We start from the raw sequence: 22,277 nt of genomic DNA, 5'->3' as shown, positions 1-22,277 counted from the left end.
CGCCCCCGCCCGCCGCCTGTCCGCCGCTGCCGCCCACTGCCGCGATGCCGGACGCGAAGCAGTTCGGGCGGGAGATGTCGATCGTGAAGTGTGCCGGATTCTTCGCGAGATTCTGGCAACTCGGTGGGATTCTCCGGCGCCGATCGCTGTCTACACTCCGGTCGAACGAAGATGAGTTTCGTTCCCGTTCGTCACCCGCCGGGGAGGGTCAGCGCTCCCTCCGGCGTGCCCGCGGACGGGTGACCTGACGCCTCCCTGGCGGGCCAGGCAGCCCCTCGCCAAGGAGGTCCCCCGTGTCATCCGGTGCCCTGTTATCCCGCGCGCGGCGGCTCGTCCCGGCCGCCGTCGCCCTGAGCGTCGTCCTGACCCTCAGCCCGGCGGCGGCCGCGGCGAGCCCGACGCCGTCCCCGCCGGCCAAGAAGTGGACGTCCACCCCGCTCGCCCCCGCCGAGGTCGTCGAGGGCGCCAAGTCCCCGACGGGCAAGCTCGCCAAGAGCGACCCGGCGCTGCTGCGCAACACCTCGCCCGCGCCGGTCAACGTCGTGGTCAAGCTGGACTACGACTCGCTGGCCGCCTACGGGGGCGGCCTGCCCGGCCTGCCGGGCACCAGCCCTTCGGTCACCGGCCGGGCCCTGGACGCCAGGAGCGCCGACGCCAGGAAGTACGGCGAGCACATCGAGGAGGTCGAGAACGCCTTCCTCGCCGAGCTGGCCGCGAAGGTTCCCGGCGCCGTGCCCGGCCAGCGCATCAGGACGGTGTACGGCGGCATCGCGCTGCGCATCCCCGGCGACAAGGCGGCGGAGGTGCTGAAGCTGCCCGGCGCGGTCGCCGTGCAGGAGGACAAGCCGCAGCAACTGCTCACCGACGCGAGCCCCGCCTTCATCGGCGCTCCGGCGATCTACGGCAAGCTCGGCGACACCGACAGGACGGCCGGCAAGGGCGTGATCGTGGGCGTGCTGGACAGCGGCGCCTGGCCCGAGCACCCGTCGTTCGCCGCCCGGCCCGGCCTGCCCGCCCCGCCGCCCACCAAGGACGGCACCACGCGGGTCTGCGACTTCGGCGACAACCCGACCACCCCCGCCACCGACCCGTTCACCTGCAACAACAAGCTGGTCGGCGGGCAGCCTTTCCTGGAGACGTACAACGCGGTCTTCGGCGGTGAGGTCTACCCCGACAGCGCCCGCGACTCCAACGGCCACGGCACCCACACCGCGAGCACGTCGGCGGGCGGCCCGGTGGCCGACGCGAACCCGCTGGGCATCAGCCGCGGCCCGATCCACGGCATCGCGCCCGGCGCGGCGGTGTCGGTGTACAAGGTGTGCGGCGCGCAGGGCTGCTTCCCGTCGGACTCGGCGCAGGCGGTGGCCCGCGCCATCCTGGACGGCGCCCAGGTGCTCAACTTCTCGATCTCCGGCGGCAGCGACCCGTACAGCGACCCGGTGGAGCTGGCCTTCCTCGACGCGTACGCGGCGGGCGTGCTGGTGTCGGCGTCGGCGGGCAACTCCGGGCCCGGCGCGGACACCACCGACCACCTCGGCCCCTGGACGACCACGGTGGCCGCCTCCACGCAGACCAGGACGTTCCAGTCCACCGTCACGCTGACCGGCGGTGGCGCCACGGCGACGGTCAAGGGCGCCTCGATCACCCAGGGGATCGGCTCGCCGCTGCCCGTGGTGCTCGCCTCGGCGCCCCCGTACAGCAACGCGGCCTGCACCACGCCGGCGCCGCCCGGCACCTTCACCGGGAAGATCGTCGCCTGCGAGCGCACCCCGAACCGGGTGCTGAAGAGCTTCAACGTCATGCAGGGCGGCGCGGCCGGCATGATCATCTACAACACGTTCCCGTTCGACGTCTTCACCGACGCCCACTGGATCCCCTCGGTGCACCTCGACAAGCCCGAGGCCGACACGCTGCTGAGCTTCCTGTCCGCCCATCCCGGCGCCACCGCCTCCTTCACCCAGGGCACGAAGAGCACCTGGCAGGGCGACGCGATCACGCACTTCTCCTCGCGCGGCCCCGGCGGCGACTTCCTCAAGCCGGACGTCACCGCGCCCGGCCTGCACATCATGGCGGGCATGACCCCGACGCCCGAGTCGCCGGCGGAGGGGCCGCCCGGCAACCTCTACCAGGTCATCTCGGGCACCTCGATGTCGGCGCCGCACGTGGCCGGCGCGGCGGCGCTGCTGTTCGCGCTGCATCCCGGCTGGACGCCCGGGCAGGTCAAGTCCGCGCTGGAGACCACGGCCAGGACGGCGGTCACCAAGCAGGACAGGACGACGCCGGCTGACCCGTTCGACATGGGCGGCGGGCGCATCGACCTCACCAAGGCCGGCGACCCGGGCCTGACCCTGGACGAGAGCGCCGCGGACTTCGTCGCCTCGGCCGCCGATCCGCTCAACCGCATCGACCTCAACCTGCCGTCGGTGAACGCCCCCGTCATGCCGGGCGTCATCACCGCCAAGCGCACGGTCACCAACGTCACGAACAGGACGCTCACCTTCACCGCCTCCGGCAGGACCGTCAGCGGCGCAGGCATCGCGGTGCTGCCGCCGCGCTTCTCGGTCGCGCCGGGCAAGAGCGCCACGCTGAGCATCGTGATCACCGCGCCCGACCTGCCCGACGGGCAGTACTTCGGGCAGGTGGACCTCAAGCAGGCCGGCGGCTCGCGGGCGCTGCACCTGCCGGTCGCGTTCTTCCGCCAGGAGGGCGCGATCCCGGTGGACCAGACCTGCGCACCGGCCACGATCCCCAGGGACACCGGCGAGTCCACCTGCACGGTCACCATCGCGAACGACACGCTGCGGGACGCCGAGGTGACCGCGGTGAGCACGCTCGACGCCCGCCTGCGGCTGAACGGCGTCACCGGAGCCACCAGGGTCGGCAGCCAGGTCGCGACCGCCAGGGCGACGCTGTCCGCCAGGCAGCCCGCCAGCCCGTCGATAGCGCCGGGCGCGAGCCCCGGCGGGTACGTCCCGCTGGACGAGCTCGGCGTCACCCCCATCCCGATCGGGGACGAGCAGGCGCTCAACCTCACGCCTCCCGCCCCGTTCACCTTCGCGGGCAGGAGCTACACCCGGCTGGGCGTGACCTCCAACGGCTACAGTGTCGCGGGCGGCGCCACGTCCGCCGACATCGACTTCGTGCCGCAGACGCTGCCCGACCCGGCCCGCCCGAACGGCGTGCTGGCCCCCTACTGGACCGACCTGGACGGCACCGGCGCGCCGGGCATCCTGGCCACGGTCCTGTCGGACGGGACCAACCGCTGGCTGGTCGTCGAGTGGCGGGTCAACCTGTACGGCACCACGACCCGGAAGGTGTTCCAGCAGTGGATCGGGCTCGGCGGCGCCGAGGACATCAGCTACGTCTACGACCCGGCCGGCCTGCCCGGCGAGCCGCCCGCGAGCTACGGCCTCACCGTGGGCGCCGAGAACGAGGAGGGCACGGCGGGCGCCCAGATCACCGGGCCGCCCGCCGGGGACCTGCGGGTCACCAGCACGCCGGCCGTTCCCGGCGGCACGCTGACGTACTCGATGAGGGTCAGAGGGGTCAGCCCCGGTACCGGCAAGGTCACCACGGCCACCTCGACGCCCCAGGTCAGGGGCATCACCGTCGAGGTGGACAGGATCACCGTGCAATAGCGTGACGGCGGCCGCGGGCGGGACGGCCCGCCCGCGGCCGCTCGGCGCGCCGACCGGGCTGAACGCACGAGGTGGGGTGCGTTCTTCTCACAACGGGCCGAACCGTAAAGTGAGGTGGTCTACACCAGTAAGGTTGGGAGTCCCTCTTGCACGAGAAACTGTCGTCGATCTACGACAACGTCCTGCGCCGCAACCCTGGAGAGGTCGAGTTCCACCAGGCGGTGCGAGAGGTGCTCGACAGCATCGGCCCGGTTCTCGGCAAGCATCCCGAGTACGCCGAATCCAAGATCATCGAGCGGATCTGCGAGCCCGAGCGGCAGATCATCTTCCGGGTGCCGTGGCTCGACGACCGGGGCGAGGTGCAGATCAACCGCGGTTTCCGGGTCGAGTTCAACAGCGCGCTGGGGCCGTACAAGGGCGGGTTGCGCTTCCACCCGTCGGTCTACCTGGGCATCGTCAAGTTCCTCGGCTTCGAGCAGATCTTCAAGAACGGCCTGACGGGCCTGCCGATCGGCGGTGGCAAGGGCGGGTCGGACTTCGACCCCAAGGGCCGCTCCGACCGCGAGGTGATGGCCTTCTGCCAGAGCTTCATGACCGAGCTGTACCGGCACATCGGCGAGTACACCGACGTGCCCGCCGGCGACATCGGGGTCGGCGGGCGGGAGATCGGTTACCTGTTCGGCCAGTACAAGCGCATCACCAACCGCTACGAGTCCGGCGTGATCACGGGCAAGGGGCTGGTGTACGGCGGCGCCCAGGTGCGCACCGAGGCGACCGGCTACGGGTGCGCGTTCTTCGTCGAGGAGATGCTCCAGGCGCGCGGCACGTCGTTCGACGGCAAGCGGGTCGTGGTGTCCGGCTCCGGCAACGTGGCGATCCACACCATCGAGAAGGTCGAGCAGCTCGGCGGCGTCGTGGTGGCCTGCTCCGACTCCTCCGGCTACGTGCTCGACGAGAAGGGCGTCGACCTGGGCCTGCTCAAGCAGGTCAAGCAGGTCGAGCGCGGCCGGCTGGACGCCTACGCGGCACGCCGCGGCGGGCACGTCACCTTCGTGCCGGGCCGCAACGTGTGGGAGGTGCCCTGCGAGGTGGCGATGCCGTCCGCCACGCAGAACGAGATCACCGGCCGCGACGCCGCTCTCATGGTGGGCAACGGCTGCATCGCGGTCGGCGAGGGCGCCAACATGCCGACCACCCCGGAGGGCATCAAGGTGTTCGTCGAGGCGGGCGTCGCGTACGGGCCGGGCAAGGCGGCCAACGCGGGCGGCGTGGCGACCAGCGCGCTGGAGATGCAGCAGAACGCCAGCCGCGACTCGTGGACGTTCGAGTTCTCCGAGCGCCGCCTGCGGGAGATCATGCGGGACATCCACACCCGCTGCCTGGGGACCGCGGACGAGTACGGCATGCCGGGCAACTATGTGGCCGGCGCCAACATCGACGGCTTCCGGCGGGTCGCCGACGCCATGCTGGCGCTCGGCCTGATCTGAGCGGCAGCACCTGACCGGCCCGTCATCGTCCTGGAGGAGTGTGCAGCCCGGCGATCACCATGTGGATCAGCAGGTCGTAGCTCTCCTCCAGGTCCTCGGGCAGGCCGAAGGCGCCCTCGGCCTCCAGGACCGCGAACCCGTGGACGGCCGCGCGCAGGCAGCGGGCCGCGTGGATCGCCGCCGAGTCCTCCATCCCGTAGGCCCGCAGGGTGGCGGACATGATGGTGAGCAGGCGCGCTCCCGCCTCCGCCGTGCGCGGCTCGGGGCTCTGGACGATCGCGGCGTAGCGGTTCGGGCAGCGCCGTACGTAGGCCCGCCACGCCGTCATCAGCGCGCGGACCGCATCGTCGGCGGAGCGGCCGAGCACGGCCTCGCCGGCCTGGTCGGCGATCTCGCCGATGATCCGCGCGGACACCAGCGCGCGCAGCTCGGCGAGGTTGCGCACGTGCTTGTAGAGCGACGGAGGGGCGACGCCCGCCGCGCCGGCCACCGCCGACAGCGTCAGCGCCGCGGGCCCGCCCTCGTCGACGACGCGCAGGGCCAGGTCGACGATGGCGTCGGCCGACAGCGCCGCCCTAGCCACGCCGACCGGCTCCGAGGAAATCCAGGACGGCCGCGGCGACCTCGACGGGGAACTGCGCGTGCGGGTAGTGGCCGGCGCCCTCGACCAGGTGCAGCCGGGCGGTCCCCGCGGGCATGCCGGCCACGATGCCTTCGCCCTCGGCCGCGGGGTCGGCCCAGTCGGGGTCGAGGGTGCCCATGATGATCAGGGCGGGGCACCGGACGTCGCCGAGCCGGGCGCCCGCATCGGTGGGCGCGGACGTGCCCATCCGGCTGACCACGGCCATCCGGCCCGGCCTGCGCAGGTCCGCCTCCAGCGCGGCGACGTGCTCGGCGTGCCCGGCGGGCTTGGTGCCGGGGTAGGCGTGGTCGAGGTAGCGCTTCCACGTTCCCACGCTGCGGAACAGGCCGGTCCCCATGAGCAGGGTCATGCCCTTGCGGTAGCGGGCGTTGGAGATCAGCGCGCCCAGGTTCACCTGCTGGGCGCGGGTGAACGGGCCGATCTCGACGATGGCGCCGACCAGGCCGGGCTCCTGGGCCGCCGCGATGGTGGCGGCGCCGCCTGAGAAGGAGTGGCCCACGATGACGGCGGGGCCGCCCAGCCGCCTGATCAGGGCGAGGAGATCGCCGGCGACGTCGGTGCGCGTGTACGACGGCCAGCCGGTGCTGGACTCGCCGTGGCCGCGCAGATCCATGCTCGCGACCCGGAACCCGGCGGCCACCAGCTCGGCCGCCATCGCGCGGTAGGCCGCCCTGTTGTCCCCCATGCCGTGGGCGAGCACGACGAGCGGGCCCTGCCCGGTCACGTCGTAGGCGAGCCGGCCGCCGTCGATGTCAAGGAACTCGGTCTCGCGGTTCATGTCCATAGCCCATAAGCTAATGCCATTAGCCACGTCTCGTCAATCCCGGATCGACGGAAAATGCCCGGATTTCCGCTCGTACCGGCTATAGGGTGCGCCCGTGGACAATCTTGAAGCCCTCGTCATCGCCCGCCGCCTGCGCGTCCCGATCGGCGACGCCCCCGCCGGCACCCATCAGGGCTGGGGGGAGGCGGCCGCCCGCCAGCTCGACGCCGCGCTGCTGAGCGCCGGCTTCAAGTGCTCGGCGGCCCTGCTGGAGCGCCTGGCGACGCTGCGCGGCGAGACGGTCCTCGACCTCGGCGTGCGGGTGCTGTCCGCCGTCCGCGAGCTCGTCGGCGACCACGTGCGGCACAACGCCTACTTCATCGGCTTCCCCCGCGGCGTGCCCGACACCATGGAGTTCTGGGCCGGCCTGCTGCGGGAGAGGCTGCTCGACCCCGCCGCCACCGCCCGGGTCCAGCCGGCCACGCTCAACCTGCTCGCGCTGCCCGGCTACGGCCGCTACCAGCACAGCTACGCCGACCTGCTGGCGGCGCACGCCGAGCTGATCCCGCTGGCCGGCGACCGCGTGACCGTGCTGGACCTGGGCGGGAGCCTGGAGTCCGAGGCCCGCGAGCTGTTCTTCTCGATGGCCGGCTCGCAGGTGCCGCTGCCCGCCGAGGACCTGGCCGCCCTGCGGGCCCTGGCCGCGTTCTGCCCGGACGAGCCGGAGCACATCCCGGTACGCGAGAACCGCGCGGTCGTCAACGAGCAGCGCCTGGCCACGGGCCGGCCGCTGCTCGTCGACACGGTGACCGACGTGCTGCGGCTCGCCTGCGGCGCCTCCGGCGGCGACGTCACGCTGGCCGCCCCCACCCGGTTCCGCTCGTTCCGACGGGCCGAACGCCGCGCCCTGCTCCAGGCCCTGGACGCGGTCGCCTCCCCGGCCAGGCTCGGCGACATGCCGCGCCACCGCGAGCAGTGGAAGCGGCTCGGCGAGCGGCTGCACCCGCACGAGCACCCGCGCTTCCCGCGCGCCGCGCAGGTCTTCGAGGTCGCCCGCGGGGCCCGCCGGGCGCGCGGCTTCGACAGCCGGCTGGAGTCGTCCCTGGCGGAGGGCCGCACCGGGGAGGCGCTCGACCTGCTCAGCCAGGCGCCCGGCGCGCTGCTGCGCCGGCTGGACCACCTGCTGCGCACCGCCCCCGACCCCTCGGCCGTGCTCGACGCCGCCGAGCAGGCCGCGGCCGGCGTGTCCGGCCGGGTCCTGCTGTCGCTGCGCGAGCACCTGCACAACCGGCTCGGGCCCGTCGCCGGCCGCGTCTTCGCCAACCGGCACGGCCGGGCGTGGACCACGCCTGACGCCCGCACCCCGATCGAGGAGAGCGTCCTGTCACGGGCGGTGGCCGTGCTGGACGAGGAGATCGCCCGCCGCCTGCCCGACCCGGGCCATCTGATCGTCGATCCCGACGTGCTCGACGTCGCCCTGCCGCTGTCGGGCAAGGCCGTCGCGCCCGGCCTCGGCATGCTGCCGCGCGGCTCGCTGTCGGCCGTGGACGGCGAGCTGCTGCGCTTCTTCGTCCACTGGCGCCAGGCCGAGCGGCGCACCGACTACGACCTGTCGGCCCTGATGCTGGACGCCTCCTTCGGCGACCCCGAGCACGTCTCCTGGACCAGCTACCGCAACGCCTTCGCCACGTACTCCGGCGACCTCACCGACGCCACCGACGGCGCGAGCGAGTTCATCGACATCCGCCTCCCCCGGGCGACCAAGCCGATCATCATCCCGCAGGTGCACGTCTACGCCGGAGAGCCGTTCGACGAGGCCGCCGAGGCGTTCTTCGGGTTCATGACCAGGGACGCCGGGCAGCAGGGCAGGCCGTTCGAGCCGCGTACCGTGCGGATGAAGTCCGACCTGCGCGGCGCGGGCCGCGTCGCGCTGCCGCTGGCCTTCCTGCGCGGCGAGGACGGCGCCTGGCAGGCGAAGTGGCTGCACCTCTACCTGAAGGGACGCCCCGGCTTCAACCAGGTGGAAGGCAACCGCGTCACCACCTCGCTCCTGGTGCGCTCGATCGTCGAACGCGACCACCTGCGCGTCCGCTACCTGGCCGACCTGCTCGGGCGCCGCGGCCGGGCCGGGGAGCACACCACGTACATCGGGTTGCGGGCGCCGGCCGATCTGCCGGAAGGCGCCCGGGTGTACACGCCGGCGACGCTGCACGAGTTGATCCCGGCCTGATACAGTGCCGATCGCGAGGCCATGGGAGGGCTTCCTTCTCCCTTGCTGATTGCAAAGAACCTCTAGTCTTCCCGCCTTCCTCGCACGCCGTGCCGCGAGGCCATTCGGCAGCTTCCTTCTCCTGGTTCGATTCCAGGCGGGCCCCCCGGGGCCTGCTAGGTCATCTAGCTGCCGAGCTCTCCTCGCGGCCGGTTCCAGGTCCCAGGTTCCGGGCACCCGGGTGAACGCCGCGGGCGGGCCCGGGCTCCTGCCCGCACCCGCCCGCCGCCTGTCGCGTCCTTCCTGACCGCAGCGCCTTCCTGGCCGCCGCGCTCTTCGCTCTTCCTAGCCGCAGTGCTCGAACGGGCTGTCGTAGACGGCCGAGCCGGCCTTGCCGCCCCACTTGACGCACTTGCCGGCCGCCGCGGCGCGCACCGGGCCCGCGTAGTAGGCGAAGCTGCCGCTGTCGGTGACCCGGGCCTTGCCCTGCACCTCCAGGTACGCGCTGATGGCGGTGGCCGTGCCGATCGAGGTCTTCTTGATCGTGGCCACGCAGTTGTTGCCGTTGGCGGAGTTGTAGAGCAGGTGAACCGTGCCGGCCGTGCCGAGCGCGGCGCTGTCGATCACCTTGTAGCCGCTGCCGCACACCGACTCGGGCGTGTGCGGGTTGGTGGGGCCGCCGCTGCCGCCCGTGACGTACCGCATGAACGTGGTCCAGTTCCAGTGGCCGCCGGGGTCGGTGTGGTCGGTGCCGGGGACCTGGTTGTGGCCGACGATGTGCGTGCGGTCCTTGGGGATGCCGTACCGGTCGGCGATGTTGCGGGTCAGCGCGGCCGACGAGCGGTACATGGCGTCGGTGAACCACGTGGCGTCGTTCACGAAGCCCTCGTGCTCGATGCCGACCGAGCGCCGGTTGTACTCGCCGGCGTGGAAGGCCCGGTCCTTCTCCCTGACCATCTGGGTGACGGCGCCGTCGGAGGAGCGGACGACGTAGTGGGAGCTGACCTTGGCGGCCGGGTTCTGGAACCAGGAGATCGTCCCGGCGTAGGAGCCCTGCGCCACGTGGATGACGATCCGGTCGATCTTGTCGCTGGTCGGGCGGCTGGAGACGGCGTAGTTGGCGCTGTTGGCCGGCACCCAGGCGGCCTGCGGGTAGTCGGTCGAGGCGGCGAAGGTGCTGGGGCCGTCCAGGTCCTTGGCCTTGGCGTACGCGCCGCGGTCGGGCTCGACGGCGCGCGGCTTGACCGTGACGCTCTCGCCGCCCGTGCTGGTGGCGCGCACGCCCTCCGCCATCAGGTCGTAGACGGTGTCGGCGTACAGGCGGGCCACGTCGGCAGAGGCGGCGCCGCCGTAGCGGGCGATGGCCCCGTACCAGCGGGCGGGGTCCTTGCGGGCGGCGGCGTCCAGGCCCGCCTCGTCGGCGTAGGCGCGCAGCACGGCGGCGCCGCCCGCGATGTTGGCGGCGTCGTCGCTCTTCAGCTCCTGGACAGGCTGATCGGTGAGGGTGGCCGCGCGCTCCAGCGTGCGGGAGGTGACCAGGTGCATCATGCCGTAGCCGCCGCTGGCGCTGGGCTCGCCGTCGTGCCCGTCCAGGTGGGTCTCGGCGTAGGCGAGCGAGATCAGCAGGTCGCGCGGCACCTCGTAGGTGGCGGCCGCCCGCGCGAACGCCGCGGACACGGGGCCGTCGGCGGACGTGGCCGCGGCCGGGCTCACCATGAGCAGCGAGGCGGGGATCAGCACGCCGGTCAGCAGCACGGCTGAGCGGCGCAGTCGGGCTCGCACAGTGTTCTCTCCTCAGGATGTCTCGTTCGTGGGGGGTACGCGCTCTAGCCGCAGTGCTCGAACGTGCTGTCGTAGACGGCCGAGCCGGCCTTGCCGCCCCACTTGACGCACTTGCCGGCCGCCGCGGCGCGCACCGGGCCCGCGTAGTAGGCGAAGCTGCCGCTGTCGGTGACCCGGGCCTTGCCCTGCACCTCCAGGTACGCACTGGTGGCGGTGGCCTTGCCCAGCGACGACTTCTTGATCGTGGCCACGCAGTTGTTGCCGTTGGCGGAGCTGTAGAGCAGGTGAACCGTGCCGGCCGTGCCCAGCGCGGCCGAGTCGATCACCTTGTAGCCGGCGCCGCAGACCGACGTGGCGGTGTGCGGGTTGGTGGTGCCGCTGCCGCCGCACTTGTTCTTCGAGGTCAGCGTCTGGTTCGGGTAGCCGAAGGTGACGCCGTTGAAGACGGCCTTGCGGACGTTGCTCGGGTAGCTGCTGCCCTGGCGGACCTCGTAGTGCAGGTGCGGGCTGATGTTGTTGCCCGGCTTGCTGGTCTTGCCGAGCGTGCCGATCTTCTGGCCCTGGGCGACCTGGGCGCCGGCGGCGACCGAGCGCGAGTTCAGGTGCGCGTAGTACGTCGTGTAGCCGCCACCGTGGTCGATCTTGACCAGGTTGCCGTAGCCGTTCGCGGAGCCCTGGTGGGCGGAGATGACCACGGTGCCGGCCGCGGCGGCCACGACGGTGTCGCCGAGGTCCGCGCTGGCGGTGCTGCCGCGGTTGAAGTCGATCTCGTACGAGCGGTGCGCGCTGCTGGCGCTGGAGTTGCCCGTCCAGCTCTGGCCGCAGGGGAAGGGGAGCTGGAAGCTCGGCGCGGCGAGGGTCGAGACCTCGGGGACCTCGACCTGGTTCGGCGGGTCGTTCGGGTCCGGCGCGGGCGTCGGCGTCGCCGTGGCCGCCGGGGAGGCGGACGGCGAGGGGGCCGGCGTCGGGGCGGCGGAGGCGGCCTGGCCGGCGGCGAGCCCGCACACCAGCACGAACCCCACCGTGAGTACCCTGCTGGGTCGCATAAGGATCCTTTCCGTACGGCTCCGGGACGGGATCCGCCCGGCGCCGATCATGATCAAGTGGATCTCTCGACGTGCGCTTGCTGGGGCTCAAGATTGCGAGTACGGCGTACAAAGAACATCCAAAATCGGTATAAAGGCTCAACCCGGTAATGGTTGCAACACCTCCAGCCAAGGAGATAGGTGCGGTCATAGTGGTTGATCAACCAGCCTTCGGTGTCCTCGGGCCGTTACAGGTCCGGGCCGCCGACCGGAGCCTGCGCGTCGGCGGCCCCAAGCCGCGGCTGCTGCTGGCCACCCTGCTGCTCGACGCGAACCAGGTGGTGGGCTCGGACACGCTCATCGAGGTCCTGTGGGCCGGGAACCCGCCCTCGTCCGCCACGGCCAACCTGCGCACGTACGTGAGCTCCTTACGCGGGGTCCTCGGCACGGCCGGCGCCGGCATCACCGCCCATCCCTCCGGTTACGCGATCGAGGTGGCGGCGGAGCGGCTGGACCTGCTGATGTTCGAGGACCTGGTGGCCAGGGCGCGCGCGGGCGGGCGTACCGCGGAGACCGCCGCGCACCTGCGGGAGGCGCTCGCGCTGTGGCGCGGCGAACCCCTCAGCGACCTGCCCGCCAGCCCCGCGTGGGACGCGAAGCTGCGCGCGCTCACCCAGGCCAGGCTCGGCGCGGCCGAGGAACTGGTCGCGACGAAACTGGCCGTGGGCGAGCACGCCTCCGCCATCGACGACCTGCGCGAGCTGATCGGCGAGCATCCGTACCGGGAGGATCTCTGGCAGCAGCTCATCCTGGCCCTGCACCGTGGCGGCAGGCGGGCCGAGGCGCTGCACGCCTACACCGTCATCCGGCGTCAGCTCGTCGATGATCTCGGTATCGAGCCCGGTCAGGAATTGCGTGAGGCCCATGCCCGCGTCCTGGCCGAGGACTTCGAGGAGCCCGCCCTCGCCCGCGGCGCCGGGCCGGGGATGGGCGCCGCAGTGGTTCCGGGCGCGGACGCTGGTGCGGGCGGCGGTTCAGATGGGGGCGCAGGCGCGGGCCTGGATCCGGGTGCAGGCACGGGGCCGGGGTCGGGGTCGGGTGCGGTTCTGGGCGCGGAATCAGGCACAGGTGCAGGCGCGGGTGCTGTTCTGGGCGCGGAATCGGCCTCAGGCGCAGGCTCGAGTTCAGGTGCGGGCGCGGGATCGGGCTCAGGCCCAGGCGCTGGCTCAGGCCCAGGCGCTGGCCCAGGCCCAGGTGCTGGCTCAGGCCCAGGCGCTGGCCCAGGCCCAGGTGCTGGCTCAGGTGCGGGCGCGGGTGCGGTTCTGGGTGCGGGCGTGGGGGTGCCGCGGCCTTGCCAGCTCCCGCCCGACGTAGCGGACTTCACCGGCCGGGCCGCCGCGGTCGCCGCCCTGACGAACGCCCTGGCGGCCGGGGAACGGCAGCCGGACGGGCCGCCGGCGATCGCCGTGGTCGTCGGGCCGCCGGGCGTCGGCAAGACGGCGCTGGCCGTGCACTGCGCCCACGCCGTACGGCCCGGTTACCCGGCCGGGCAACTGCACCTGTGCCTCGGCGGCACCGACCCGGCCCCCGCGGACCCGGCGGACCTGCTGGCCGAGGCGCTGCGCGCGCTGGGGGTCGGCGACGCCGCCCTGCCGCCCACGGTGCACGAACGCTCCGCCCTCTACCGCTCCCTGCTGGCCGAGCGCCCCATGCTCGTCTTCCTCGACGACGCCGCCGACGCGGCCCAGGTGCGCGCCCTGCTGCCGGGCAACGGCTGCGCGGTCCTGGTCACCAGCCGCCGGCGCATCACCGAGCTGCCTGGCGCGCTCCTGCTCGAACTCGACGTCCTGCCGCCCGACGAGGCCGAGCAGTTCCTCGGCCGCATCGTCGGCCCGCAGCGGCTGGCCGCCGACCGGCAGGCGACCCTGGCCATCCTCGACTCCTGCGGCCACCTGCCCCTGGCCGTCCGGATCGCCGGCGCCCGCCTGGCGGGCCGGCCCAACTGGCCGCTCAGCGTGCTCCAGCGGCGCCTGGCCGACGAGGCCGGCAGGCTCGACGAGCTGCGCGCCGGCGACCTGGAGGTACGCGGCTCCTTCGAGCGCAGCACCCGGCGCCTGACCGGCGAGGCGGCCACCACCTTCCACACGCTCGGCCTGCTCGGCCCGGCCTCCGTGCCCGGCTGGGTGGCCGACGCCGTCCTGGGCCGTCCCCGTACCGAAGCCGTCGTGGACTCCCTCGTGGACGCCAACCTCCTGCGCCTGGCCGGCACCGACGCCCTCGGCCAGCCCCGCTACCAGCTGCACGACCTGATGCGCTGCCAGGCCAGGCAGCACGCGGAGACCAGCGCGGGAGGCGACGCGGCCCGGCAGGCGCTCGCCCGCGTGCTCGGCGGCTGGGCCAGCGCCACCGGCCACGCCGCGGCGCGCCTGCCCACCACCCTGTTCAGCCTCACCCCCGAGGAGCCCGCCTCCTGGAGCCTGCCGGGCGAGACGCTCGCCCAGCTCACCGCCGATCCGCTGTCGTGGTTCGAGGCCGAGCGCGAGTCGCTGGTGGAGGCCGTACGGCTGGCCGCCGGCACCGGGCTGGCCTCCTCGGCGTGGGGGCTGGCCGCCGCCCTCGTCCCCTACTTCGACCTGCACTGCCGCCTGGAGGAGTGGCAGCTCACGCACCGCCTGGCCCTCGACGGCGCCCGTGCGGCGGGCGACCGGCGCGGCGAGGCCGCCATGCTGCGCGGCCTCGCCCAGGTGTGCCTGTACCAGGACCGCTACGCCGAGGCCGGCGACATGCTCAGGCGGGCTCGCACGCTCTTCCGCGAGCTCGGCGACCCGCGCGGCGAGGCGATCTCGATCTGCGGGCTGGGCGCGGTCAGCCAGTTCTCCGGCGAGCATCTACGGGCGCTCGGCTCCTTCCGGCACGCCCTGGCCATGTTCCTGGCCGTCGGTGACCGCAGCGGCGAGGCGTACGCGCGGCAGGCGATCGGGCGGATCTTCCTGTCGCTGCGCGATCTCCGCCAGGCGTCCAGGTGGCTGGCCGAGGCCCTGCGGCTGGCCAGGGAGCTCGGCGACACCCACCGCGAGGGGTGCGTGTCGATGCAGCTGGGCCGCCTGCACGACATGAAGGCCGACGCCGAGGAGGCGATGCGGTTCCAGGGGCGGGCCCTGGACATCTTCGAGCGGCTCGGCGACCGGCACTGCGGGGCGTACGCGATGCAGAGCCTCGGCGGGCTGCAGGCGGCCAACGGCAGGCGGTCCGACGGCTCCGACCGCCTGCAGGCGTCCCTGGCGATCTTCCAGCAGCTCGGCGACCGCAGCGGCGAGGCGGCCACGTTCCAGACGCTCGGCGAGCTCTACCGCTCGACCGGGCGTGCCGCGCTGGCCTCCCACTACCTGCACCGCGCCGTCGAGCTGCGCAGGGAGCTGCGCGAAGACCGATCGGCAGCGGGTCACGCCGTTCCCGGACCGTAGCGTCCGCGCGGCGGCCTGGCATGCGGCACGGCTCGGGCAGTGCCATGAACGCTCCCCGGCCGCGCGGCGTATCCAACAGTGACCAGTGCCGCACGAAGGCACGCCCCAGTACCCGGAAGGGGTGACGGTGCATGCGCCACAGCCGTCGCGTACTCGCCGGTTGCGGTCTCGGCCTGCTCTGCGCGGCGACCGCCTGCGCCGGTTACACGCCCACGCCCGGCTCCGACACGGTCGCGGTGAACACCGTGCCGGCCGCCATCGGCACGGAGACGACCGAGCCGCCCGCCACCCCGACCGGGGAAGAGCGGGACGGCGGGACGCGGCAGACCGAGTGGGGCCCGCTGTCCGAGGTCGACAGGGACCTCATCCGCAAGGTCCGCCTGGCGAGCCTGTGGGAGATGCCCATGGCTCAGGACGCGGTGCAGCGGGCCGGCACCGCCCGCGTGCGCGAGATCAGCAAGGAGATCGCCTCCCAGCACCACACGCTCGACCGGCAGGTCCGCGACGTGGCCGCCAAGCTGCAGATCAAGCTGCCGGTGAAACCCACCACGCAGCAGCAGGCCTGGATGAGCGACATCTCCGGCAGGACCGGCGCCGCCTACGACTCCACGTACGTCAAGTGGCTGCGCCTGGCCCACGGCCAGATCTTCCCCCTGATCGGCACGGTCCGCGGCAGCACTCAGAACACGCTGGTCCGCCGCTTCTCCGAGCAGGCCAACGCCGCCGTGCTCAACCACCAGCGCCTGCTGGAGAGCACCGGCCTGACCACACCGGCGAGCTTCCCCACGCCGCCCTCCTGACGGAGCGCGCCGTGAACCCTTCCGGGCAGCCCCTCCCCTCACAACTCCGGGACGTCGGCGTTCGCGGAGACCTCCTTCTCGTCGGCGGCCTCCGCGAACGCCGACAGCGCCGCCACCACGGCGACCCGCTGCTCCTGCGTGAGCTGGGCGAGGATCCGCGCCAGATCGGCCTTGCGCTTCTGCGTCACGCCGTCCACCAGGGCGCGCCCCTCGCCGGTCAGCACGATGCGGACCGTGCGGCGGTCGCTGGGCAGGCGGCTGCGCCGTACCAGCCGCTTGGCCACCAGCCGGTCGCACATGCGGGTGGCCGTCGATCTGTTCACGTCCAGGGCGTCCGCGAGGTCGATGAGCCGTTGCGGGCCCCGCGCCGCCATGAGGACGAGCGCGCGGTACTGCGGCAGCGTCACGTCCCCGCCCGCCGCGGCGATCGAGCGGGCGGCGACTCCCACCAGGGCCCGGCTGGCGGTGAGCACCGCCTCCACCACCGGGTCGTCCTCGGAGAGCGCCCCGCTGAGCCGGCCGTTCACGCGTCAACCCTCATCACATCGCACATTGTCGTCCGGAGAGCTCGGCGGCGCGAACGGCCGCAGGCGGTCCGGGCGCGCAGGCTCCACGCCCCGGACCGGTTCACGCCTCCGCGCGCGTCCAGGCGGGCGTGATCCGCACCTCGCGGAGCCGCCAGCCCGCCGGGGTCCGCACCACGGTGGCGGCCAGTCGCAGGCCGCCCGTGAAGTGCGGCGCCTGGCCGTCGCGGAAGTAGTACACCAGCGAGTTCGCCGAGGCGGCCGCCTGGTCGCCGTCGAGGTCCACCAGCAGGTCGGTGGTCGTGTGCTGGGCGCGCTGCCCCTCGACCTCCGACTGCCGCATGAAACCGACGACCTTGTCGAGGCCGCGCAGCTCACCTCCGCGCGGCGAATGCACCGCCACGTCGTCGGCGAAGACCGTGCCGGCGTCCTCCCACCGCGCCTCGTCGAGCAGGAGCGCGAAGCGGGTGAACAGGTCGGCGATCTCGATGCGGTCGGCGATCAGAGTTTCCGTGGACATGCCATCCTCTTTTCATTGGCGTCACCAACGTTTACGTCACTAACTATACCCAGATTCGTTGGCCACGCCAACAGTTCACCAGGACAGATCACCGCGACCGCAGGTGGAACGACCCCGGCACCTGGGACGCCGCCCTCGACGACGTGCACGGCGTCTCCCTCGTACGGCCCGAGCTGCAGCCCGGCGACCTCCTGCGGGCCTTCATCGCCCGGGGCCGTGGCCCGCGGCGCCGAGCGGCTGGTGCCGCTGTCGGCCCGGGCCGGCGGTCCCGGGCTGGACCGGCCGCGCGAGCGCATCGTCCAGCAGTCCGGCGCGGCCTGGACGGTGCTCCACCCCACCTGGTGCTTCCAGAACTTCAGCGAGGGGATGTTCGCCGGCGCCGTGCACTCGGGCGGGCTTTGCCTGCCGGCCGGGGCAGGGCGGGAGGCGTTCGTCGACGCCGGGGACGTCGCGAAGGCGGCGGTCGTGGCGCTGACCGGGGGACGGCCACCACGCCGGCCACCAACCTCGTCCAGGTCGGCATCGGCGGCCGGCGGGGTCCCGGGCCGGGGTCAAGGTCGGCCGCGAGCGCGGCACCACCGTGATCACGGCGGGGACGTGGAACGGGTCGGTGTGGAGCGCGCCACCGGGACCGCCCTGGAGATCGCCTGGCAGGACGCCGAGGCCGTCTACCTCTCCTTCGACATCGACGTCATCGACGCCGGGTTCGTCCCCGGCACCGGCTGGGCGGAGCCGGGCGGGCTGCTGCCCCGGGAGGCGCTGCACCTGGTGCGGCTGGTGTCCGAGCCGGGGCCGGCCGGGATCGAGGTGGTGGAGTGCTCGCCGCCGTACGACTGGGCGGAGCAGACGGCGCTGCTCAGCGCCCGGGTCATCCTCGACAGCCTGGCCGTGCAGGTCAGAGCCGGGAAGCTGGGCCGCAAGGCGGCTGCCCGGCAGCGTCCCGCCTGGGGGCCCACGGCGTGATCGCCGGCGGGGCGGTCAGCGGTAGAAGCCCTCGACCGGGACGCGTGCCTCCTCGAACAGCGCCGGCCCCTCCTGCGGCACCCGGGGCCAGCCGCCGCCCGGCTTGAGCCGGGCGAGCTGGTCGTTGGACAGCGCGTACACCACGCGCCCCAGCCCGGAGCGTTCGATGCCGCCCCGGCACATGTCACACGGCTGGCAGCTGGTGTACATGGTGGTGGCCGCGGCGGTGGCCGGATCCAGCTCGCGGGCCGCCCACCGGGCCAGCTTCAGCTCGGGATGGGCGGCGATGTCGCCTTCGCTGGTGACGGTGTTGTGCGCTTCGGCCAGCACGTCGCCGTCCGGTCCCACCAGCAGGGACCCGAACGGGGCGTCCCCGCTCGCGCGGGCCTTGGCGGCCAGCTCGATGGCCCTGCGCAGGAAGGTCTCCTCCTGAGGTGTCACTGTCGCTCCCTTGATCGGTCGTGCGGGTCCAGGCTGGTCAGTCGAGCGGGTCCACGCCGGTCAGCCGTGCGGGTCCAGGGTCCAGCGGTCGGCCACGGCGGCGAGCGCGTGCCAGGCCGTCGCCGGGTGCAGCGTCTCGGCGGGGTCGCCGTCGAACGGGTCGAGCACCACGGTGTCGGCCCCGAGCGCGCGCAGCTCCTCCAGGTCCTCGACGATCTGGCCGATGGTGCCCTCCCCCGCGCGCCGCTGCGGGCCGGTGACCGGCGTGCCGGTCAGCCGCAGCACGATGCGCGGGGCCAGGGCGGGCGCCGGCCGTCCCAGCTCGCCAGCGACGGTCTTGAGCCGCTGCGCCGCGTCCCGCAGCCACGGGAGCGTCGTGCGCAGCGGATGGTACGCCTCGCCCAGGCGCACCGCCCGGCGCAGCCCGGCCTCGCCGTTCCCGCCGACCCAGAGGGGTATCGGCCCGGCGCGGTAGTCGTCCTCGTCCGCCCACGCGGCCCGCATCGCCTGGAGGTGCTCGTCCGTCAGCCGCCCGCGCCGCTCGAACGGCACCCCGAGCGCGTCGAACTCCTGGCGGGCCCAGCCGGTGCCCACGCCGAGGACGAGCCGGCCGCCGCTGAACCGGTTGAGGTTCGCCGCCATCCGGGCCATGAGGAGGGGGTGGCGGTACGGCACGATGAGGACCGAGGTGCCGAGCCTGATCCGGTCGGTGACGCCGGCCAGCCACGCGAGCGTGGTGAACGGCTCGTAGAACGGCGCCGGATACTGCTCGGCGACGTCGGGTGTCACCACGACGTGGTCGGAGATCATCAACAGGTCGTAGCCGAGCGCCTCCACCGTCCGCGCCCAGCGCCGCAGGACGGCCGGGTCCGTCCCCGGCCCGAAGTTCGGCACGTTAACCCCGATTCGCATGGCAAGGAGGCTATCGAGGCGGCCGCCCGGAACTGAAGGCATTGTTCACGCCCTTGGCGGCCGGTGACCGGGAATCTGCCGGTAATTTGGCATGATGACCGAGGAACTTGACGAGACCGACTGGTCGATCCTGGAGGAGGTCCAGCGGGACGGCCGCATCCCCTTCACCGAGCTGGGCCGACGGGTGAATCTCAGCGCCTCGGCCACCACCGAGCGCGTCAGGCGGCTGGAGGCGCTGGGCGTCATCTCCGGTTACCGGGCCGACGTCGATCTCACCAAGGTCGGCTACGCCATTCTGGCCGTCGTGCGCCTGAAGTACCCGGGCAACCGGCACGAGCCGCTGCGCCACCTGCTCGGCGAGCGCATGGAGATCCTGGAGTGCCTGCGCACCACCGGCGAGGACTGCTACACACTGAAGGTGGCGGCGGGCTCCATGGCGCATCTCGAACGCATCGTCGACGAGCTCGCCCGGTTCGGCAGCACCACGACCAACCTCGTCTACAGCCAGCCCCTGCCCTACCGCGGCCCGCGGACCCCGCCCCTGTGACGCGGCCCGCGACGGGCCCTCAGCCCCGCCCGTACCGGTCCTCGGCCCGCCAGAAGTACCAGAACCCGCCGACGAGCGCGACGACCGCCCACACCACGCACGACACCCACACCATCCGCGGCGGGGTGTGGCTGGCGATGAGGATGTCCCGCATCCACTCGATGTAGGAGGCGGCCGGGTTCAGGTACATGGCGGTGGCCACCCATTCGGGCAGGCCCGCGCTGTTGACGACCTTGTCGTGGATGGCGAAGAACACGCCGGAGGCGTACAGCCACGTCCGCATGATGAACGGCAGCAACTGGTTGAGGTCGCGCAGCGAGGCGCCGAGCCTGGCCAGCGTCAGCCCCGCCCCGATGTTGAACATCGTCTGCAGCACCAGCACGATCGGGATCATCAGCCAGAGCAGGGTCGGCGGCTCGTCGGTGATCACCACGATGACCAGCAGCACGCCCATGGAGATGACGAGCTGCTGCAGCTCCTGGATCGTGTACGCCAGCGGCAGCGAGGCCCGCGGGAAGTGCAGGGCGCGGATCAGCGACAGGTTGCCGGAGATCGACTTGGCCCCGGCCGTGACCGTGCGCTGCGTGTAGGTGAACACGAACATCCCGGTCAGCAGGAACGCCGGATAGTTCTCGATGCCCTTGCTGCCGCCGAGGATGAGGCCGAACATCACGTAGTAGATGGCGGCGTTCAGCAGCGGGGTGATGACCTGCCAGAGCTGGCCCAGCGCCGAGCCGGAGTACTTGGAGACGTTGCGCGAGGTCGCGTACGTCAGCACGAAGTGCCGCCGCTGCCAGAGCTGGTTCAGGTAGACGGGGAATCGGGGGCGCGCGATGGCGGGCCTGAGCCCGTGCCTTCGGGCCAGCTCCGCCAGCGACTGCGGTGCGGGGTCTTCCACTTGGCTCATGAGCACCTCGAAGCGTTGCGGTCACCGTGCCGGCCCGCGCGGTGGCCGATGGTTCTTGCTTGTTGATCATCCCCCGTCACAGGGGGCGCCGGTCCAGTCTTGGGCCGGAGCGTCGCGGAGTCGAGGACCTCATTCGGCGAGGTACGGGCGCAGCGTCTGCCCCACGGCGTCGCGCATCGCGTCGGGGAGCGGGGCGTCGCCGGTCAGCGCCCACAGGATGAGGGCGCCGTTGTAGGCCACCTGCACCGCCCTGGCCAGCGGGCCCGACTCCGCCTCCGCGGTCAGCTCCCCCGCCGCCGCCGCGTCGGCCAGCAGGGCGGCGATCTCGTCGCGGGTACGGCGGGCGTGCTCGGCCGCGTGCGCGCGGAAGTCGGGGTCGGTCAGGTCGAGCTGCAGGAACCCGAGGCTGCCCGACAGCTCCTCGGGCGTGGACACGCCTTCCGCCAGGTGCACGAGCGCGGCACGCAGGGCGGCCAGCGGCGAGGCGTGCTCCTGGCGGGCCCGCTCGAACGGCTCGGCCGCGGTGCTGGTGGCGTGGGCGGCGAACGCCAGCAGCAGGCCGCGCTTCGAGCCGAACCGCTGCACCAGCGTGGCCGGGGACAGCCCGGCCTCCTGGGCGACCGCGGCCAGCGTGAGCCCCTGCGGGCCGTGCCGGCCGATCGCGCGGGCGGTCGCTCCCAGGATCGCCTCGTCGCTGGTGGTGCGGGGCCTGCCCATGATCGCTTCCCCCCGAGCCTTAGTGAATGCGCGTTTATAAACTAGCAGCTCTCCTCGCGAGGACGGCGGCCGTCAGGGAGGCGACGTCACCCCCGTCACCGCGAACCGCTCGACCTCGGCCACGTGGCCGCCGGTCGAGGCGACGATGGTCAGCGTCCGTCCCGGTTGCGCGGTGAACGAGACCCGCACCGACCAGGGCGCGTTCTCGCCTCCCGCGGGCAGGCAGCAGCGCTCCCCCACCGGGGTGTCCGAGCCGGGGTGGCGGACCTGGACCCTGATGCTCTCGTCCACGCCGGTGACGCGACCGCCGACGGTCACCGGCGAGCCGGCGGCGGCGCCGTACGCGGGCCTGGTCAGGGTGAGCGTGGTGTCGTCGGTGCCGACCACCTCCCAGGGGGCGTCCTGGCCGGGGCCGTACCTCATGAGGTGCACTACGGCCGCCACCAGCGGCCGGGAGGCGTCCTCGGCGCGGTAGCCGACGTGCACGCGCGCGTGCGGGCCGTCCGTCACGGTCTTGACGGCGCGGTCGATGCCGGCGAAGCCGAGGAAGTCGCGGCTGAAGGCGACCGCGGTGCGGCGGGCGTCGAGGTGCCACGGCTCGTGGCCGCTCGCCCGGTACTCGCGCTGCCAGGCCGCCACCTCCTCCGGGGTGGAGAACGGCCACAGCGGCTGGTAGCGGCCGCCGATCAGGGTCTCGCGCGGGGTGGGCTGCGCCCCCGGGGTGCCCGCGGGCGAGGAGGAGGCGGGCGATGAGGGGGCGGGCGTGGTGGGGGCGGGTGACGAGGCAGCAGGCGTGGTGGAGGGGGTGGTGGGGGCGGGTGAGGGGCTCGGCGTGGCGGTGTCCGGCGGCCCGGCGTCGCCGCAGCCCGCCACACCCACCCCCAGCACGGCGAGCAACGACAACACTCCTACGGTCAACGCTCTCATGCGGCGCC

General features: G+C 73.1%; 18 protein-coding genes. 7 read left to right on the top strand and 11 right to left on the bottom strand.

Annotation, left to right across the window (positions count from 1 at the left end; genetic code table 11):
- Positions 1-293 precede the first annotated feature (293 nt).
- Both ACBJ32_RS06780 and gdhA read left to right on the top strand, forming a co-directional pair.
- Positions 294-3,638, top strand: coding sequence for a S8 family serine peptidase (locus ACBJ32_RS06780; protein ID WP_375125947.1), 3,345 nt, complete (start codon positions 294-296; stop codon positions 3,636-3,638).
- A gap of 146 nt (positions 3,639-3,784) precedes the next feature.
- On the top strand, positions 3,785-5,125 hold the full coding sequence (gene gdhA / locus ACBJ32_RS06775; protein WP_375125946.1) for an NADP-specific glutamate dehydrogenase: 1,341 nt from the start codon (positions 3,785-3,787) through the stop codon (positions 5,123-5,125).
- Between the two features lie 22 nt (positions 5,126-5,147).
- Here gdhA and ACBJ32_RS06770 read toward each other — a convergent pair whose 3' ends face one another.
- The gene (locus ACBJ32_RS06770; RefSeq protein WP_357885706.1) at positions 5,148-5,708 is read right to left on the bottom strand and encodes a TetR-like C-terminal domain-containing protein; all 561 of its coding nucleotides are present in this window, start codon (positions 5,706-5,708) and stop codon (positions 5,148-5,150) included.
- Positions 5,701-6,552 (bottom strand): alpha/beta fold hydrolase, encoded by an 852-nt coding sequence (locus tag ACBJ32_RS06765; RefSeq protein WP_375125945.1) that lies wholly within the window; start codon positions 6,550-6,552, stop codon positions 5,701-5,703. Before ACBJ32_RS06765 ends, ACBJ32_RS06770 begins: the two co-directional genes overlap by 8 nt.
- Positions 6,553-6,646: 94 nt before the next feature.
- Between ACBJ32_RS06765 and ACBJ32_RS06760 the strand changes: the two genes are divergently transcribed.
- A complete protein-coding gene (locus ACBJ32_RS06760; RefSeq protein ID WP_375125944.1) occupies positions 6,647-8,761 on the top strand; it encodes a hypothetical protein in 2,115 nt (704 codons plus the stop codon).
- Between the two features lie 324 nt (positions 8,762-9,085).
- Here the strand turns inward: ACBJ32_RS06760 and ACBJ32_RS06755 are convergent, their stop codons facing one another.
- Positions 9,086-10,522 (bottom strand): N-acetylmuramoyl-L-alanine amidase, encoded by a 1,437-nt coding sequence (locus ACBJ32_RS06755; protein ID WP_375125943.1) that lies wholly within the window; start codon positions 10,520-10,522, stop codon positions 9,086-9,088.
- A 44-nt stretch (positions 10,523-10,566) separates the two neighbouring features.
- Positions 10,567-11,568, bottom strand: a complete 1,002-nt coding sequence (locus ACBJ32_RS06750) for a M23 family metallopeptidase (protein ID WP_375125942.1) — start codon at positions 11,566-11,568, stop codon at positions 10,567-10,569.
- Positions 11,569-11,759: 191 nt separating this feature from the next.
- On the opposite strand from ACBJ32_RS06750, the gene ACBJ32_RS06745 reads away from it, so the two are divergent.
- On the top strand, positions 11,760-15,011 hold the full coding sequence (locus ACBJ32_RS06745) for a BTAD domain-containing putative transcriptional regulator (protein ID WP_375125941.1): 3,252 nt from the start codon (positions 11,760-11,762) through the stop codon (positions 15,009-15,011).
- 131 nt (positions 15,012-15,142) lie between these two features.
- A complete protein-coding gene (locus ACBJ32_RS06740; protein ID WP_375125940.1) occupies positions 15,143-15,811 on the top strand; it encodes a DUF4142 domain-containing protein in 669 nt (222 codons plus the stop codon).
- A 38-nt stretch (positions 15,812-15,849) separates the two neighbouring features.
- On the opposite strand, the gene ACBJ32_RS06735 is transcribed toward ACBJ32_RS06740, so the two are convergent.
- The gene (locus ACBJ32_RS06735; protein WP_375125939.1) at positions 15,850-16,338 is read right to left on the bottom strand and encodes a MarR family transcriptional regulator; all 489 of its coding nucleotides are present in this window, start codon (positions 16,336-16,338) and stop codon (positions 15,850-15,852) included.
- A gap of 100 nt (positions 16,339-16,438) precedes the next feature.
- Positions 16,439-16,855, bottom strand: a complete 417-nt coding sequence (locus tag ACBJ32_RS06730) for a nuclear transport factor 2 family protein (RefSeq protein WP_375125938.1) — start codon at positions 16,853-16,855, stop codon at positions 16,439-16,441.
- 216 nt (positions 16,856-17,071) lie between these two features.
- Between ACBJ32_RS06730 and ACBJ32_RS06725 the strand changes: the two genes are divergently transcribed.
- Entirely contained in the window at positions 17,072-17,818 is a 747-nt protein-coding gene (locus ACBJ32_RS06725) for an arginase family protein (protein ID WP_375125937.1), read from the top strand.
- 15 nt (positions 17,819-17,833) lie between these two features.
- On the opposite strand, the gene ACBJ32_RS06720 is transcribed toward ACBJ32_RS06725, so the two are convergent.
- Together ACBJ32_RS06720 and ACBJ32_RS06715 are read right to left on the bottom strand one after the other, a co-directional pair.
- Entirely contained in the window at positions 17,834-18,259 is a 426-nt protein-coding gene (locus ACBJ32_RS06720) for a nucleoside deaminase (protein ID WP_375125936.1), read from the bottom strand.
- A 60-nt stretch (positions 18,260-18,319) separates the two neighbouring features.
- A complete protein-coding gene (locus ACBJ32_RS06715; RefSeq protein ID WP_375125935.1) occupies positions 18,320-19,171 on the bottom strand; it encodes an LLM class flavin-dependent oxidoreductase in 852 nt (283 codons plus the stop codon).
- A 94-nt stretch (positions 19,172-19,265) separates the two neighbouring features.
- Here ACBJ32_RS06715 and ACBJ32_RS06710 point away from each other — a divergent pair, with 94 nt between their 5' ends.
- The gene (locus ACBJ32_RS06710) at positions 19,266-19,718 is read left to right on the top strand and encodes an Lrp/AsnC family transcriptional regulator (protein WP_375125934.1); all 453 of its coding nucleotides are present in this window, start codon (positions 19,266-19,268) and stop codon (positions 19,716-19,718) included.
- A 19-nt stretch (positions 19,719-19,737) separates the two neighbouring features.
- Here ACBJ32_RS06710 and ACBJ32_RS06705 read toward each other — a convergent pair whose 3' ends face one another.
- From ACBJ32_RS06705 to ACBJ32_RS06695, 3 genes are all read right to left on the bottom strand, one after another.
- Entirely contained in the window at positions 19,738-20,625 is an 888-nt protein-coding gene (locus ACBJ32_RS06705) for an ABC transporter permease (protein WP_375125933.1), read from the bottom strand.
- Between the two features lie 129 nt (positions 20,626-20,754).
- A complete protein-coding gene (locus ACBJ32_RS06700; RefSeq protein ID WP_375125932.1) occupies positions 20,755-21,342 on the bottom strand; it encodes a TetR/AcrR family transcriptional regulator in 588 nt (195 codons plus the stop codon).
- A gap of 72 nt (positions 21,343-21,414) precedes the next feature.
- Positions 21,415-22,269 (bottom strand): hypothetical protein, encoded by an 855-nt coding sequence (locus ACBJ32_RS06695; RefSeq protein WP_375125931.1) that lies wholly within the window; start codon positions 22,267-22,269, stop codon positions 21,415-21,417.
- Positions 22,270-22,277 lie beyond the last annotated feature (8 nt).

The sequence above is a fragment of the Nonomuraea sp. GTA35 genome (assembly GCF_041950525.1).
GTDB lineage: Bacteria > Actinomycetota > Actinomycetes > Streptosporangiales > Streptosporangiaceae > Nonomuraea.
Note: the sequence above shows the minus strand (reverse complement) of the source record. Positions and strands in the feature narration are given on the sequence as shown.

Coding starts and splice junctions, on each gene's coding strand:
- ACBJ32_RS06705 (WP_375125933.1), bottom strand. CDS start 20,625: ATGAGCCAAGTGGAAGACCCCGCACCGCAGTCGCTGGCGGAGCTGGCC.
- ACBJ32_RS06750 (WP_375125942.1), bottom strand. CDS start 11,568: ATGCGACCCAGCAGGGTACTCACGGTGGGGTTCGTGCTGGTGTGCGGG.
- ACBJ32_RS06710 (WP_375125934.1), top strand. CDS start 19,266: ATGACCGAGGAACTTGACGAGACCGACTGGTCGATCCTGGAGGAGGTC.
- ACBJ32_RS06765 (WP_375125945.1), bottom strand. CDS start 6,552: ATGGACATGAACCGCGAGACCGAGTTCCTTGACATCGACGGCGGCCGG.
- ACBJ32_RS06700 (WP_375125932.1), bottom strand. CDS start 21,342: ATGGGCAGGCCCCGCACCACCAGCGACGAGGCGATCCTGGGAGCGACC.
- ACBJ32_RS06695 (WP_375125931.1), bottom strand. CDS start 22,269: ATGAGAGCGTTGACCGTAGGAGTGTTGTCGTTGCTCGCCGTGCTGGGG.
- ACBJ32_RS06730 (WP_375125938.1), bottom strand. CDS start 16,855: ATGTCCACGGAAACTCTGATCGCCGACCGCATCGAGATCGCCGACCTG.
- ACBJ32_RS06715 (WP_375125935.1), bottom strand. CDS start 19,171: ATGCGAATCGGGGTTAACGTGCCGAACTTCGGGCCGGGGACGGACCCG.
- ACBJ32_RS06740 (WP_375125940.1), top strand. CDS start 15,143: ATGCGCCACAGCCGTCGCGTACTCGCCGGTTGCGGTCTCGGCCTGCTC.